At 38.5% G+C, this 15,697-nt stretch carries 16 protein-coding genes and 1 tRNA gene; 7 read left to right on the top strand and 10 right to left on the bottom strand.

All coding sequences use genetic code 11. The annotated features are described in order from the left end of the window. The first annotated feature begins 48 nt into the window (after positions 1-48). Both ymfI and U5921_RS05875 read left to right on the top strand, forming a co-directional pair. On the top strand, positions 49-795 hold the full coding sequence (ymfI, locus tag U5921_RS05880; protein ID WP_324825531.1) for an elongation factor P 5-aminopentanone reductase: 747 nt from the start codon (positions 49-51) through the stop codon (positions 793-795). Positions 796-940: 145 nt separating this feature from the next. Next, positions 941-1,324: a putative ABC transporter permease gene (locus U5921_RS05875; RefSeq protein WP_324825530.1), complete on the top strand. Its 384-nt coding sequence runs from the start codon at positions 941-943 to the stop codon at positions 1,322-1,324. Between the two features lies 1 nt (position 1,325). Here the strand turns inward: U5921_RS05875 and U5921_RS05870 are convergent, their stop codons facing one another. From U5921_RS05870 to U5921_RS05830, 9 genes are all read right to left on the bottom strand, one after another. Beyond that, positions 1,326-2,003 carry a hypothetical protein gene (locus U5921_RS05870; RefSeq protein WP_324825529.1) on the bottom strand — a complete coding sequence of 226 codons (678 nt, stop codon included), beginning with the start codon at positions 2,001-2,003 and terminating at the stop codon, positions 1,326-1,328. A gap of 306 nt (positions 2,004-2,309) precedes the next feature. After that, positions 2,310-3,386 carry a tRNA 2-thiouridine(34) synthase MnmA gene (gene mnmA / locus U5921_RS05865; RefSeq protein WP_324825528.1) on the bottom strand — a complete coding sequence of 359 codons (1,077 nt, stop codon included), beginning with the start codon at positions 3,384-3,386 and terminating at the stop codon, positions 2,310-2,312. Continuing rightward, positions 3,383-4,528 (bottom strand): cysteine desulfurase family protein, encoded by a 1,146-nt coding sequence (locus U5921_RS05860; RefSeq protein ID WP_324825527.1) that lies wholly within the window; start codon positions 4,526-4,528, stop codon positions 3,383-3,385. The genes mnmA and U5921_RS05860 overlap by 4 nt, the downstream gene beginning before the upstream one ends. 65 nt (positions 4,529-4,593) lie before the next feature. Further along, complete coding sequence (locus U5921_RS05855) at positions 4,594-5,475, bottom strand: cysteine ABC transporter substrate-binding protein (protein ID WP_324825526.1); 882 nt, start codon at positions 5,473-5,475, stop codon at positions 4,594-4,596. Positions 5,476-5,489: 14 nt separating this feature from the next. After that, on the bottom strand, positions 5,490-6,275 hold the full coding sequence (locus U5921_RS05850) for an amino acid ABC transporter ATP-binding protein (protein ID WP_417765044.1): 786 nt from the start codon (positions 6,273-6,275) through the stop codon (positions 5,490-5,492). Further along, positions 6,266-6,940 (bottom strand): amino acid ABC transporter permease, encoded by a 675-nt coding sequence (locus U5921_RS05845; protein ID WP_324825524.1) that lies wholly within the window; start codon positions 6,938-6,940, stop codon positions 6,266-6,268. The genes U5921_RS05850 and U5921_RS05845 overlap by 10 nt, the downstream gene beginning before the upstream one ends. Beyond that, a complete protein-coding gene (locus U5921_RS05840; protein ID WP_324825523.1) occupies positions 6,921-7,580 on the bottom strand; it encodes an amino acid ABC transporter permease in 660 nt (219 codons plus the stop codon). Before U5921_RS05840 ends, U5921_RS05845 begins: the two co-directional genes overlap by 20 nt. A gap of 243 nt (positions 7,581-7,823) precedes the next feature. Further along, positions 7,824-7,898, bottom strand: a tRNA-Arg gene (locus U5921_RS05835). A gap of 90 nt (positions 7,899-7,988) precedes the next feature. Next, positions 7,989-8,618, bottom strand: coding sequence for a CvpA family protein (locus U5921_RS05830; RefSeq protein ID WP_324825522.1), 630 nt, complete (start codon positions 8,616-8,618; stop codon positions 7,989-7,991). Between the two features lie 91 nt (positions 8,619-8,709). Between U5921_RS05830 and U5921_RS05825 the strand changes: the two genes are divergently transcribed. The 3 genes from U5921_RS05825 (at position 8,710) to U5921_RS05815 (ending at position 11,315) form a co-directional block, all read left to right on the top strand. Further along, positions 8,710-9,882 (top strand): hypothetical protein, encoded by a 1,173-nt coding sequence (locus tag U5921_RS05825; RefSeq protein WP_324825521.1) that lies wholly within the window; start codon positions 8,710-8,712, stop codon positions 9,880-9,882. A gap of 124 nt (positions 9,883-10,006) precedes the next feature. Then, positions 10,007-10,441, top strand: a complete 435-nt coding sequence (gene tadA, locus U5921_RS05820) for a tRNA adenosine(34) deaminase TadA (RefSeq protein WP_324825520.1) — start codon at positions 10,007-10,009, stop codon at positions 10,439-10,441. Between the two features lie 25 nt (positions 10,442-10,466). After that, positions 10,467-11,315: an Ig-like domain-containing protein gene (locus U5921_RS05815; RefSeq protein ID WP_324825519.1), complete on the top strand. Its 849-nt coding sequence runs from the start codon at positions 10,467-10,469 to the stop codon at positions 11,313-11,315. A 369-nt stretch (positions 11,316-11,684) separates the two neighbouring features. On the opposite strand, the gene U5921_RS05810 is transcribed toward U5921_RS05815, so the two are convergent. After that, positions 11,685-12,143 carry an Lrp/AsnC family transcriptional regulator gene (locus tag U5921_RS05810; RefSeq protein WP_324825518.1) on the bottom strand — a complete coding sequence of 153 codons (459 nt, stop codon included), beginning with the start codon at positions 12,141-12,143 and terminating at the stop codon, positions 11,685-11,687. A 166-nt stretch (positions 12,144-12,309) separates the two neighbouring features. Here U5921_RS05810 and U5921_RS05805 point away from each other — a divergent pair, with 166 nt between their 5' ends. Both U5921_RS05805 and U5921_RS05800 read left to right on the top strand, forming a co-directional pair. Next, the gene (locus U5921_RS05805; protein ID WP_417765043.1) at positions 12,310-14,022 is read left to right on the top strand and encodes a glutamine--tRNA ligase/YqeY domain fusion protein; all 1,713 of its coding nucleotides are present in this window, start codon (positions 12,310-12,312) and stop codon (positions 14,020-14,022) included. Positions 14,023-14,488: 466 nt separating this feature from the next. Beyond that, positions 14,489-15,649 carry a tyrosine-type recombinase/integrase gene (locus U5921_RS05800; RefSeq protein WP_324825516.1) on the top strand — a complete coding sequence of 387 codons (1,161 nt, stop codon included), beginning with the start codon at positions 14,489-14,491 and terminating at the stop codon, positions 15,647-15,649. Positions 15,650-15,697 lie beyond the last annotated feature (48 nt).

Here is a 15,697-nt window from a genome sequence, read left to right as displayed (position 1 = left end):
GAAAACGATTGAAGCCTGTGAAATGAGAAGAAAGATGAAGGAAAATGTATGGGAGATTATAAAAATACAATAATTATTACGGGAGCAAGCAGAGGGATCGGGAAAGCCTGTGCAGAGATTTTCGCAGAAGAAGGATGGCAGGTTGTGATCGGTTATCATAAAAGTGAAGTTGAAGCAAAAAGATTGGAAGCCTCTCTTCTAGAAAAAGGCTTTTCTGTACAGGCGATTCAGGCTGATGTAACGAAGCAAGAAGAGGTAAAGCAAATGTTTTCAAAAGCGAGAGCTACTTTTGGAAAGGTTGATGCTTTAGTAAATAATGCGGGGATTTCTCAGTTTCGTCTCTTTACAGACATGACAGAACAAGAATGGGATCAGATGTTTGACATACATTGTAAAGGTGCATTCTTCTGTACACAATGCGCACTTGAGGATATGATCTCTAGTAAGAGCGGGAGCATTGTGAATGTATCCTCCATGTGGGGACAAGTTGGAGCAAGCTGTGAGGTGCATTATTCTGCAAGCAAAGCAGCATTAATCGGATTGACAAAAGCATTGGCAAAAGAACTTGGACCAAGTAACATTCGTGTCAATTGCATTGCACCGGGTGTCATTGAGACGGATATGATGAAAAGTGTTTCGGGAGAAATAAAACAGGTTCTCTGTGAAGAGACTCCGTTGATGCGCATGGGGAGTGCTCAGGAAATTGCAAAAGCTATCTTATTTCTGAGTTCTGAAAAAGCATCTTTTATAACCGGTCAGGTTCTAGGAGTAAATGGCGGTTTTGTAATCGGTTAACAATTTTAATTTTTTTCTAGAATTTTTTTAATGAACTACCACAAATACCCTGCATTTTTTTGAAGGATGCGGGGTTTTCTATTGCAAAAATGAGAGACAATAAGTATTGGATAAATTAAAAAAATTATGAAAGGAAAGAGCCGAAATGAAAAGTCAAACGCAATATGGAATCTTATTTCTAATCGGGGCAATTGGTTACAGCACACTGGAAATTGCCTTTCGAGGATATACACATTGGACGATGGTTTTAACAGGAGGAGTTTGTTTTTGCTTTTTATATAGTATCAATGAGCATTTTCAAAATATTGCACTTTGGAAACGGTGCCTGCTGGGTGCTGCTGTGATTACCGGGGTGGAATTTATTGTTGGATGCATTGTGAACCTTTGGTTCCGTTGGAATGTCTGGGACTATTCTGCATTACCTATGCATCTTTTCGGACAAATCTGTATTTTATTTTCTGCCCTGTGGTTCTTTTTATGTATTCCGATCTTCTTCCTCAGCAGAAAAATTAAAAATAATATCCATTGATCTAGTTATCTTCAAGTTCTTCCGTTTCCGAATCAGATTTAGAGCGAAGGTGGAATGTTTCTGCTAAGTCCTCATGTACAATTTGTGTTGTCTCAAAAGAAAAGAAATGAAAGACAATTTGAATGCAGATGCCTATTCCAAATGCAGTGATAACCGTGCCAAGACCTAATGGGCCGCCCAGTAGATAGCCAGCTGCGGCTGCCGAAAATTCGAGAATGAATCGACTGATCCCGACTGGCAGACCTGTGTGACGACGGATCGAGACCATGAGAGAATCCCTTGGACCGGCGCCGAAGCCAGAGCCAATGTAAAAATAACTTCCAAAAGCAATAATAAAAAGCCCGGATACGAGTAATACGCCTTTCCCCAAAAGAAAAGTACCCAAGGGGATAAAGCCAGACGCTAAAATCCAGTCCATAAACAAGCCAATCAAAAGCATGTTAAGTAAAGTACCAATTCCAATTTTCTCCTTAAAAAAGAGGTCAGCCAAAACGATGACGACACTGACCAATATGGTAGATTGCCCAATCGTAATCGGAAGTACATTTGTCAGTCCGGCCTGGAAGACCTCCCATGGACCGTAGCCCAAATCGGCGCGCATGATAAAAACAGTTCCCAGCGCATATAGAAAAAGACCCAACAACAACCGTAAAATCCTTTTAAGTTTTTGTTTGTTCATATATTTCTCCCAAATTTAATTGCTTCATATAAAAAGTAATGTTTTAGCTATGTAAGAATAAAAAATAAATAGTAAATGATATCTTATATATTCGGAAAGCTCTGCGGAAGGAAAAATGCCACAGAGCTTTTATAGCGGAATACAGTTTGAAAGCGTGCCCTCAATATTGAAAAATCAGCATAAAGACCTAATATATGCACTCAGTATAGCGGACAGGAAGAAAAAAAACAAGAAAAATATAATAAAGAAAAAAGAAAGTGAGAAAATACCAAGCAGTTTGTCCTTTCACAGTTCACAATCAGCTTTTTAATACGTAAGGATTGTACCTCCGCCGATAAGAAGGTCTCCTTGATACAGTACCGCAGCCTGACCTGAGGTGATGGCACGCTGAGGCGTGTCGAATTGAATGTGTAAGGTTCTCTCATTAAGCGGTGTTATTGTTGCGGGCTGTTCCTGTTGATGATAGCGGATGCGTACGTTTGCGCGAAAGGGCAAGTTCAAATCCAGATCGCTGATTAAATTAAAATCTTCTGCCTGAAAGGAGGCGGTGTAAAGGTCGGTCTCCTCACAAAGTGTGATGGTATTGTCGGAAAGAGATTTTTTTTGAACATATAAAGGATGAAGTGCTGAAATTCCAAGTCCTTTGCGTTGCCCTATAGTATAGTGAATGATACCTCTATGTGTACCTAGTACTTGTCCATCCGTACTTATAAAATTGCCCTTAGGATAGTTTTTTTTCGTGTAACCCCGTAGAAATTGGGCATAGTCTCCGTCAGGGACAAAACAAATATCCTGACTGTCACGCTTATGGGCATTAAAGAAGCCTTGCTTTTCTGCAATAGAACGCACTTCATCTTTGCAGAGTGTTCCCAAAGGAAGAAGGGTATGCGAAAGCTGGTTTTGCGTCATAGAATACAGGACGTAGCTTTGATCCTTATTTTGGTCAACCGCTTTTTTTAAGAGGAAACGCTGTTCTAAACTGTCTGAAATGATCTGAGCATAGTGACCGGTTGCAATATAATCACAGCCTAACTGCAATGCACGATGAAGAAGGTGATCGAATTTCAGATAACGATTGCAGTCAATGCAAGGGTTTGGAGTCAGACCTTTCTCATAGGCATCTGCAAATTTTTGTATAACATGGGTTTTAAAATCAGCAGTGAAGTTAAATACATGATGTGGAATATCGAGCTGGTAAGCTACACTTTTGGCATCTTCAATATCTTCTATGCTGCAGCAGGTATTGGAGCATTTTTGAACGGCAGCTTTGTTTTCATACAGTTTCATAGTTACACCGATGCAATCATATCCTTGCATTTTCAATAAATAAGCGGCGACACTGGAGTCCACGCCGCCGCTCATTGCAATCAATACTTTTTTCATAGGAGATCCTTTCTTAACTTCAATACCGCTTTTTTTACATAAGCGGTTGCAATGTTGACTTCTTCTAAGGTATTATCACGTCCGAACGAAAACCGGACAGCGGTTTTTAGAAGGTGCGTTGGAAGATTCATGGAACGTAGCACATGGCTTGTTTCCAAAGCACCCGAGGCACAGGCTGAGCCTGCTGATACACAGATTCCGTCTTTTGATAAAAGAAGAAGGAGCATTTCGTTTTCCACTCCCTCAAAACAAACATTTACGATTCCCGGAACACAAGTTGCCTGTTCACCGATAAAATGCACTTTGGGAATGTCCTTTAGTCTCTCGATCAGATGCTTTCTCAAAGCAGTTAGATGAATATTGGTTTCATGCATTTGAGCAGCAGCCTCTGTAAAAGCGGCAGCCATTCCTACGATAGCCGAAACATTTTCTGTTCCGGCACGGTTTCCTCGCTCTTGATTACCGCCGCGGATCACAGAAACAGGAGGAATGCCTTCTCGGACATAAAGGAGTCCGATACCCTTCGGGCCATAAAATTTATGTGCAGAGACGGATAATAAGTCTGCCTGTATTTCATCCACAGAAATGGGAAGTGCTCCGGCAGCTTGAATCGCATCCGTATGAAACAGGACGCCGTGGCGGCGGCACAGAGCACCGATTTCAGAAACAGGCTGAATCGTCCCAATTTCATTGTTGACGGTCATAACGCTGACCAAGGCTGTGTCAGTCTGCAACGTCTGCTCTATTTGGCTGGTAAGGATGAGCCCATCCTTTGAAATCGGCAGGCGGGTGACGGTAAAACCTTGCGTCTCTAAATATTCTAAAGTACGCAAAACTGCCGGGTGTTCGAAAGCAGATGTGATGATATGTTGCCTTCCGTGCGCTTTGCCCCATGCGGCAGCAGAAAATAGCGCCTGATTGTCAGATTCGCTACCACTCGCCGTAAAATATAATTCACGAGGGGTACATCCAAGCAAATTGGCTATCGTAGACCTGGCTGAATAAACGGCATGAGCGGTTTGCATACCGGCACCATGGAGACTGGATGGATTTCCATAATATTCTCTCATATAAGGCAGCATGGCGCTCAGTGCAGTTTCGCTTAATTTTGTTGTAGCGGCATGATCCATATAAATCTGCATAAAAGATGACTCCTTTTTCTTTCAACCACCTGCCTGTTGACTGGGTGCGATATTATTTTAGGCTGCTAGTCGACGATACCACCTTCTACAACCAAAGAATCTGCGTTTGCGGTACTGCCATAAACAGGAGCAAGTGTTTCATCGTAGTTTTTGTGGAAGAAATTCTCTTCTCCTAGTGATTTAATCTCATCATTCAGCCATTGGAGAAGGGTCTCATTTCCTTTTTGTACAGCCGGTGCGATGGTATCGATCTCTCCAAGTGATTCAATACCGACGGTATAGCCTCCGGTGTTGAGTGCCCAGGCAAGGACTTCAGTATTATCTGTGGAAAAAGCATCTCCGCGTCCGTCCAGCAAAGCATTATAAGCGTCGGCGTATTGATCGTATTTCTGGAGCTTTATGTCTGGATAGTTTTTTTCAAAATAGGTTTCTGCTGTCGTGCCCTTGCAGACAATCAGTGTTTTTCCGTTTAAAGAGTCTGCATCGCGGATCACTGCGTTGTCAGGAGAGACGACTCCCAGTGCCACCTTCATATAAGGAAGTGCAAAATCAACTTGCTTAGAGCGGTCTTCTGTTACGGTAAAGTTGGCGAGAACAATGTCGACTTTTCCGGTTTTCAGGTACTCAACACGGCTTGCAGGCTCTAAGGAAACATACTCTACATCTACATTTAAGTCTTGCCCGATTCTATTGGCGAAATAGACATCGTAGCCTTGATACTTTCCATTTTCGTCGACATAGCCAAACGGAGCTTTATCGCTGAATACGCCAATGGTGATTTTACCGCTTTCTTTGATTTCATCTAGAGTGCGTGCGGTTTGATTGTTTGCAGCGTCATTTCCATCTTCATTCGGTGCGGAAGTGTTTTGGGAGCCGCAGCCGCTGATAGAAGCACTAATAAGCAAAATTGTGAGAGTCAAAATTAAAATAGTTTTTCGTTGTTTCATCATCATACCTTCTTTCATTTCATGACTGTAAGAGTTTTTGTTTTACGTTTTTCATAGGAAAAAGTCTTTAAGAAGTCTTTGGCACGCTGTGTCTTTGGAGAAGTAAAGAAAACTTCAGGAGATGTATCTTCAATGATCTGCCCGTGCTCCATAAACAAAATACGGTCAGCAATGGTGCGTGCAAACTGCATCTCATGTGTGACAATAAGCATAGTAATTCCCTGACTTGCCAGCTCCAAAATAACATCTAAAACCTCGTGAACCATCTCGGGGTCCAATGCAGCAGTCACCTCATCAAAAAGCATAATTTCCGGGTGCATGCAGAGAGATCGGACGATGGCAGCACGCTGCTTTTGCCCTCCTGAGAGCTGACGGGGAAAGACGTTTCTTTTTTCAGACAAACCCACTCTTCCCAGCCATTCCACAGCTTCTTTTTCAACTTCTTTTTTGGGTCGTTTTTGTACCTTTACAGGGGCAAGCGTAATATTGTTTAAAACGGACATGTGAGGAAAAAGATCATAGCTTTGAAATACCATCCCAATTTTCTGATGCATTTTATCTCGTTTTTTTTCATTCCAGATAAGAGGAGTACCATCTAATCTAATTTCTCCAGAATGAATTGGCTCAAGTCCGTTGATGCAGCGAAGAAGAGTACTTTTTCCGCAGCCGGAAGGACCGACGATAACAACCACTTCCCCTTGCATGACAGAAAAGTTTAATCCGTCTAAAACAGTATCATCCTGATACCGTTTTACTAAATTCTTGATTTGAAGCTGTTCGCTCATACTACTTACCTCCATTTATTTTCCAAATGCGTTGCCACAAGCGAGATTGGCCAGCATGTAAAGAAATATAAGAAAAATATAAGGCCGTAGATCCATAATGCCGCACTTGGGAATTCGAATCGGTTGGCATCTATAATTTGCTGCCCTACCTTAAGAACTTCAACAATACCGATGAGTACGACTAAGCTGGTGGTTTTAATCATACGTGTCATCAAATTAATTGCCGGAGGAAGGAGCCTACGTAAAGTTTGCGGAATGATGACATGCAGGTAGGCTTGCATACGTGATAGTCCCAGTGCAGAGGCACTGTCATATTGCTGGGGGGGAATGCTGGATAAAGCTCCCCGAACAAGGTCTCCCATTTCTGCGGTACCCCAAAATGTAAATACGAGAACAGAACTTACCTCTGCTGATAGGTTCCATCCGAACATCCTTGTAAATCCAAAATAGACTAAAAAAAGAAGAACGAGCTGTGGCATAATGCGGATGAAATCCAGATAAACTCTGGATATTGCTTGGCAAATCCAATGTTTTTGCCGCATAAACAGCCCAAACAGAATTCCGAAAACTATGGATAAAACAACAGAAAGCAGACTAATGCGCAGCGTAACCCATAATCCGTCTAGGAGTCGAGCAAAATTAGAGCCTTTATATAGAAGTTCAAGTGCCAAATCCTGCATAACGGAGCCTCCTTTCTAAGACAGATGCTAAAACAGAGATCGGAAGCAAAAGAATCAGATAGGAAGTTACTAGCAGAAGTAATGCTTCTCCGGTTTGGTAATAAAGCCCGATAAGATCCTTAGTCACATACATAAGGTCAGCAAGCGCAATAGCACTGACAACAGAAGTTTCTTTTATCAGAAAAATAATATTTGCACATAACGATGGCATAGAAATCGCCATAGCCTGCGGAAATAAAACGTATTGCAGAGTTTGTACTCGATTCATACCAAGGCTGGAAGCCGATTCCAGCTGAATTTTGTCTATGGATTCTAAGCCGCTGCGAAAGGATTCTGCCATATAGCTTCCGCCCAAAAAAGCAAGCCCGATGATTGCACAGTTTTCGGCACTGATACGGATTCCTAATTTAGGAAGACCGAAGTAAAGGAAAAAAAGCTGTATAAGCAATGGAGTGTTTCGGCTCAGTTCAATGTAAAAAGAAACAATGCCTTGAAGAATCGGCACTCGTTCATATTTGATTAAGCTGCAGGCAATACCTAGTAAAAGTGAAAACAGGATGCCCCAGAATGCAATCTCCAAGGTGAGTGCTGCCGCTTGTATATACAGGGGCGTGTATTTTAAAATAAAAGTCCAATCCAATTTGGGCAAACCTCCTGAGTAAGAATCAATACCCTATAAAATCCATGAATTCATATATAATTAATAGGATATAAAAAATAATAACCTACTTAACATGTAAAGTCAATAGGTTATTTGGTAATAGGCCTTAATTTTCATAAAAAAACAGCTTTACCGGAGTAAGCCGTTTTAGAAGAAATAAGCTTAGAATGCATAAAAAAAGCTGAAACGCATACAAAATTGTACCTGTTTCAGCTTAATACTTGGTATCCCCGAGTGGAATCGAACCACCGCACATGCTTTAGGAGAGCACTGCTCTATCCACTGAGCTACGGAGACACAGTTGAGATGGTATTCCTATTATAATCCGAATTGCAAATTAAGGCAACTATTTCCCATAATTTCCTTTGTGTTTCGAAGAATCCGCCACTAGAAAAGATTAAATATGGAGAAAAGGGGATTTCCATCATATAGAGATTTTGCGAAGTGAGAGGAATCGAGCGCATTTTGTAAAAATTCACTTGAGGTGAGATTGATAATAGGGATCAGAAGCGCCAAAAGAATCAAAACGAGAACGATACCCTTTAGGCCACCGAACGCAGCACCAAATACTCCGTCGAAAAATCCGGTCAGACCATTGTTTGACCGTTTGCTGAAAAGTGAAGTCAGTACTAAAAAAATTAATTTTATTCCTATTGCGACGATCAGAAAACTGATCACGCTAAACAAGACGTCCGCTAATCCATTTGCAAAGGATTCCGCCAATGCGTTTGTTGCGGTATCGACCGCTTCTTTTAATACGTCAGGAATTCCGTTTAAAACTTGGTTGGAAGCATCGGTATTTGTGATTGAAATTCGTTCCGTAAGCTTTGTATTTATCGTTTCATAGAAACCTGTTTTTTCTTTCAAAAATATGGACACCTTCGGGTACCAAACAAAAGATAAAACGATAGATAAAATCCAGCCGATTGTATGAAAAAAAGTATTCATAAAGCCTCGAACATAGCCGAGGACAAATGAAATAAAAATAATGGCTCCAATTGCAATATCCATCCACATGGTCTAATCCTCCTAATTTTTGCATATATCTTATATTACCAATTTGTACGACTAAATACAAGAAACTCCGAAAGGAATGGGGGAGAATACTATGAATTATATGAGATATCACCGAGATGTGTTAATGTTGGAAGAACAATCCTCGGGTTTCTGTGCAAAGGCGGGAGCCGTTCGTGGACATCTGAAAATAGAGACCGGAAGCAATAAGGGCGCTTTGCGCTGTCAGGTACAGAATTTGCGTTATTATCCCAGAGGAGAATATGTTTATAAGCTGATCTTTTTCGGGAAAAAAAATGAGCGTACCATTCATGCAGTCATTGGAACACTAATGATTAATAAGAATGGAAGTGGGGAAACCTATTTTCGTTTTCATCCAAGAGATGTGGACGGAAAAGGGAATGAATATGCAGATTTTTCAACTGTGATTATTGCAGCAGTTTCTTCTTATGATGAAAAAGAACCCTTACACCCAATTCTGAAAGGTGAAACGGGAAATGCACCTGCTCCCAGTTTGCATAGAGAAGAATCAGCGGTAAGAGCAGCAAATACAGATGAAGATAGAGGAAAAAATGATAAAGACGAATCGCCTGAAATGACAGAAATTAAAACAGAAGAAAAAGAACGAGAAAACAGTGAACTAAATATGGGAAAGATATATAGAGAAATAGAAGCGGCAACGGCAAAAGATAATGAACGATTAGAAGAATCAAAAAACGATAGAAATAATAGGAGCAATACTATTAATATAGATAAAATTGAATATAAAAGGAAAGAAGAGGAAGCAAAAGAAGCTCAGAAAGAAGAAAAAAACGAAGAGACAGTAGAAAAAGAGGCAGTACCTCAAAATTATAATCGTTTCTATAATGATTATCTTCTACAGGCTTGTGGGCATATGTGCAGGGTTGCAGAATTTTATGAAGATGTGATGCCATTTTCTGAAGATGTGACCGGAGCAAAATGGAAGAAGATAAAAAATGTAGGGAGTCTACCCATTGTTTCTCCAGGCGCTCAGTATTTTTCGACACAATACCGGCATTATTTATTTGGAGCAAAAGGAAATCCACAGGGGTTTGCGGAAAATTACTTTATTGCGGTTCCGGGACGTTTTACAGAAGTGGAAAGACCGGACGGCGGTAAATCAGGTTTTACTTACTGGCAGCCTATGTATGGAGCAGCAAGAGAGAAAAATGCTTATGGGTATTGGATTGTAGAAATAAATGCAAAAACTGGCGATATTGTAGAGGTTAAAAAGCAGAAAAGATAAAATAAAAAAGCTGAAGTTTGCAAAGGTGAGTCATTGAAAATGCTAAAAATGTATGATATACTTGTACAGATAGTCTGATAAATAATAAGGCAGGGAAAAGGATATCGTGCAAGAGTTGGATTTTATGAGAGAAGCCTTGGCTGAAGCGAATAAAGCTTTAGAATTGAAAGAAGTGCCCGTTGGTGCAATTATTGAAAAGGATGGGCTGATTGTGGGGCGTGCTCATAATCTGATAGAAAGCTTAAAAGATCCTACAGCACATGCCGAAGTGCTGGCGATTCGTCAGGCAGCTCAAAATTTAGGTGGCTGGCGTTTGCTAGATTGTAATATTTATGTTACAACAGAGCCTTGCTCAATGTGTGCAGGTGCAATTGTGCTTTCGCGGATAAAGAAGCTTTTTATTGGTACGAAGAATCCGAAAGCAGGTGCATGTGGTTCGGTATTTAATATTGTTCAAGAAAAGCGCCTGAACCATTTTGTAGAAATAGAAGAAGGGCTGTTACAAAAAGAATGCGAACAAATGATGAAATCATTTTTCAAACAATTACAGATAAAATGATGATAAAATGGAGGAAAAAGAAAGTATGAAAAGAACAGGTGCTATTTTAAGCTTAGCTTTATTATTAGTTATGCTTGCATGTCCTTTCTTCAGCTATGCATCGGGATTGGAGCTTGTAAACATTTCGCCAGAGGATGGAAAAACCGGATTGCAGCCTATGGGGGTTGCAATTAAGATGACCTTTAATGAAAATATGACAGACAAAGCTATACAGGAAGAAAATAAAGATTGTTTTACCGTAACAGATTCTTCTGGTAATAAAATGGAATTGATCCCGGTTTATGATGCGAAAAAATATCCGAATGATGTATGGTTAATCTTAAAGGATAATTTAATTTCGAATACGGAATATAAACTTGTAATCTCCGAAGAATTAATTTCTTCCGATGGGAATCGTTTAGGAGAAGAATATGTCAGCAAATTCAAAATTCGTAATACCAAGACGGACACCACAGTAAATATGGTACTAATGGTAGGAATGATGGGTGGTATGGTTTTCTTCTCTTCGATGGATGCAAAACGAAAAGTAAAAAAGGAAGCAGAAGAACATTTGGAAGAAGAGACATTGAATCCATATAAAATAGCTAAAGAAAAAGGCATTTCTGTAGAAGAAGCCATTAAGCAGGTTGATAAAGAAAAGGCGAAAGCAGCTAAAAAGCGTGCAAAGAAACAGGAAGAAGAAGCAAAGCATCGCCAAATTCAAGATAATGCAAAGCGTGTGTCCCAGAAAAGGCCAATTGCAGCCGCAGGTGGCAAAACTCCAGAATCTGTGCTGAAACGCAATCAGTTGAAGAGAGAAGCGGAAGAGAAGGCAAAAGAAGAACGGCTGGCAAAAGAATTAGCAAGACAAGAAAAGAATAAAAAGAATAAATAAGAAGATATAGAATAGCAGAATCAAAGAGCTCTGCTTAAGATAAAAAATGAGAAAGCTGTGGCAAGTAAAAAATTGCTATGGCTTTTTTTGCATCTTGGGATCATCGTGTACTTATAGATAGAAAGTTTAATGCGTTAAAAATGGACTATATAATAGCATAAAAATAATTGAACAAGCTTTAACGGAGAAAACAGATGGCGAAAAGAAGTAGTGCGTAGAACTGAAATTTAAATGTAGGGAAGCGTTTAAGAAATGAAAATGGAAAACAAGAAAATTTTTTCACTTCTATCATTTGAAGTACTTCAATAAAAATGAAGTGTTATAGAAATAGAAAAGGGTTACAGCAATTTTATGTGCTGTAACCCTCTTTTACTTATTTGCAATATTAGGTGAAACACTATACAGATGTTTTACACTCGATAGGATCACATTTGTTTGAGTTCGTTTGATACCGGAAATACTTTTAATTCGATTCATAATGCTTTCTAGAGTAACGGTGTTTCTTGTTGTGATTTTCAATACATAATCATATTCACCAGTCACATAGTGGCATTCTAGTATTTCGTCTTCAGCCCGTACGAATTCTAAAAAATCACTGGTATGATGTGGATTTTCTAAACTGATATTCATAATAACGGATAATTCTTTATCTAAAGAGTGCGAATTTAAAATTACCGTATATTTTTCAATTACATTGGAGCTTTCCAGTTTTTTTAATCTTTCACTGACTGCTGACAATGACAAGTTTACTTTTTTACTTAATTCCGATATAGAAACTCTAGAATTTCCTTGGAGAACTTCCAGAATTTTTACGTCAATAATATCCATTCATTCACCGCCTTATATTTTTTTGAGAAAAATCGTTGACTCGATAAGAATATAAACATTTAGTGTAATAATACCAAAATAATTCGAATAAATCAATAGAATTTGCTAACAATATCAAAAAAAATAGAAATATTTTTTGTGAAAAATTTGCCTTGAAAGAAGGATAATGGTATACTATTGCTTGAAAAGCATTAAAATAAGAGACAAAAACAGAAAAAATAAGGAGGACTTGAAAGTGGCGGAGCTAAATGAAAATGCATCCAACTTTATTCATAATATAATTGATAAGGATTTAGAGGATCAGGTTTATGGGACAAGAGTACATACTCGTTTTCCTCCTGAACCAAACGGGTATCTGCACATAGGACATGCAAAGTCCATTTGCTTGAATTTTTCCACTGCAAAAAAATATAGCGGAAAGTGCAATTTGCGTTTTGACGATACGAATCCTGTGAAAGAAGATACGGAATACGTTGATTCCATCCAAGCAGATGTAAGATGGCTGGGGTTTGAATGGGATCAATTATTATATGCTTCGAATTATTTTGATCGCATGTACGAATGTGCAGTTGCGTTAATTCAAAAAGGAAAAGCATATGTTTGTGATTTGAATGCAGAAGAAATGAAGGCTTACCGCGGAACCTTAAAAGAGCCAGGAAAAGAAAGTCCTTACAGAAATCGTTCCATTGAAGAAAATTTACAAATATTTGAAGAAATGCGAGAAGCGAAATATGCTGACGGTGAAAAAGTGCTGCGTGCAAAAATTGACATGGCTTCTCCGAATATTAATATGAGAGATCCGGTTCTTTATCGGATTGCTCGTTCAACACATCATAATACAAAAGATAAGTGGTGTATTTACCCAATGTATGATTTCGCACATCCAATTGAGGATGCGATTGAAGGAATCACACATTCCATTTGTACATTGGAATTTGAAGATCATCGGCCTTTGTATGATTGGGTGCTTCGTGAGTTGAAATGGGAAAATCCACCGAAGCAAATCGAATTTGCCCGCTTGAACCTAACCAATACGGTAATGAGCAAGCGCTATTTAAAAGCTCTTGTTGATAATGGAAACGTAGAAGGATGGGATGATCCTCGTATGCCTACGATTGCAGGGCTTCGCAGAAGAGGCTATACACCGGAAGCGATTCGAGATTTTTGTGAAAGAATTGGCGTTGCAAAAGCAAACAGCACAGTGGAAATATCTTTATTAGAACATTGCATTCGTGAAGACCTAAAAACGAAGGTGGAAAGCCGAATGGTCGTTATGGATCCGTTGAAAGTAGTAATTACAAACTATCCGGAAGATTTAACGGAAGAAATGGAAATTGAGAACAGCAGAGAAAATGAAGAAAAAGGAAAGCGCATGGTTCCCTTTTCCAAAGAGCTGTATGTAGAACGTGATGACTTTATGGAAATTCCGGCAAAGAAATACTTCCGTCTGTTCCCGGGTAATGAAGTTCGCTTTAAAGGAGCTTATTTTTTGACTTGCAATGAAGTGATAAAGGATGATAAAGGAGAAGTCATTGAACTGCACTGCACCTACGATCCCGAAACAAAGAGCGGAAGCGGATTTGAAGGTCGTAAGGTAAAAGGCACCATTCATTGGGTTGATGCAAAGACAGCTGAAAAAATTGAGGTTCGTATATATAGTTATTTAATGATTGAAGATGAAAACGGCGAAACAATTATAAATCCGGATTCATTAACCGTAAAACAAGCATATGCAGAACCTTCAGTTAAGCAGGCAGCTTCAGGGGAACGGTATCAATTTTTCCGCCATGGGTATTACATTGCAGATGAAAAATTAACGACGAGCGAACAGAAGGTATTCAACCAAATCGTTGACTTAAAGAGTTCTTGGAAAAAATAATACGAAAAAATAAATAATAAGACAAAAAACTGCTCTCATAAGCTTATGGGAGCAGTTTTTTTGTGAAAGCATAAATAAGTAAAAGTAAGTCGTATATTGTTTTTCGGGTATGTTCCATCCATTGTCTGTTTTTTAGCTTTGGATACGTTATATTAAATTTTTTATTTATATTTAATTTCCTAAAATTTTTTTAATGAATTCGTTTAGATTTTACCTTTATGAATAGCAATATTTGGAAAATAATACTAATAAGTATAGACACTCATAGTATAACAAGCTAAAATTTATAAAGAATCTGTCGACTATTGTCTAGTTATAAAAAAATTTGACCTATATACCACATATAATATCATTTGATTCTTTAAAAATCAAATTATTTTGATAATATTTGCAAATTAGAATGATGGCAATCGTTATAAATGGTAATTATTTTGGTCAAATTTTGATGCATCAGGAGGAATTGTCAATGCCAAGAAAAGGTGAAAATATTTATAAACGTTCAGATGGCCGTTGGGAGGGGCGTTATGTTAAATATATAGATGAAATAAGTGGTAAAAAGAAATATCGATCAATATATGGTAAAACGTATTCGGAAGTAAAAAAGAAATTGATTGCAGCAAAACAAACCGTTATACTTAATGAAGCACCAAAAACAAAGTTCAAATTAACAGAATGGCTCCGTATATGGTTATATCAATATGCTAAGTTAAATGTAAAAGATTCTACTTTTTCAAATTACTACTATTGTATTCGAAATCATATCATTCCTCAATTAGGAGAAATAGATTTAAAACAATTATCAACAATTAATTTACAAATATTTTTTAATGGAAAATTACTAAATGGGCGTATAGACGGAAAAGGGGGTCTGTCATCCAAAAGCGTGCGGGATATCTATACCATCCTTTCCGCATCTTTAAAGCAGGCAGTTGACAACAATTTAATTGATAAAAATCCATGTTCAAATATCAAGATTCCTACAGATAAGTATAACAGCATCCGTGTATTGAGCGTAGAGGAACAAAAATTGATTGAAAACGCAGTTTTACATTCTGAGCATTATTTGTCGACGTCAGTAATTTTAGCGCTTTATACGGGACTCCGCCTAGGTGAAGTATGTGCGTTGCAATGGAAAGACGTTGATCTATCCAATGCAATTTTGAAAGTGAGCTCCAACTTACAAAGAATTAAGCTTGTTCCATATAATGAGAAAAAAAAGACAAGGCTTGTTTTAGGAACGCCGAAAAGCAGTTCTTCCATTCGAGACATTCCATTCTCGAATGGGCTGTGTCATTATCTATCCATAAAAAAATCTTTGAATCAGTCTTACAAATTTGTCGTTTGCAATCATGAGGAAAACTTTGTTGATCCTCGAACTGTACAAAGTTATTTCAAGAAAGTAGTAGAGCAAGTAGGGATAAAAGCTGCTAGCTTTCACACATTAAGACATACCTTTGCAACAAGGGCGATTGAAGTAGGCATGGATGTAAAATCGGTAAGCGAAATTTTAGGACATGCAGATGTCTCCATTACTTTAAAAAAATATGTACATTCCCTTACAGAACATAAAAGAACACAGATGCAAAAAATAGATACGATTTGGGCCGATAAACCGTCAAATTTCTAGTCGGATAAGTAGAGAAGCCTTTAAATCAACAAAATAGCAGATAAATTC

The organism is Sinanaerobacter sp. ZZT-01 (assembly GCF_035621135.1).
Taxonomy (GTDB): Bacteria; Bacillota; Clostridia; order Peptostreptococcales; family Anaerovoracaceae; genus IOR16.
Note: the sequence above shows the minus strand (reverse complement) of the source record. Positions and strands in the feature narration are given on the sequence as shown.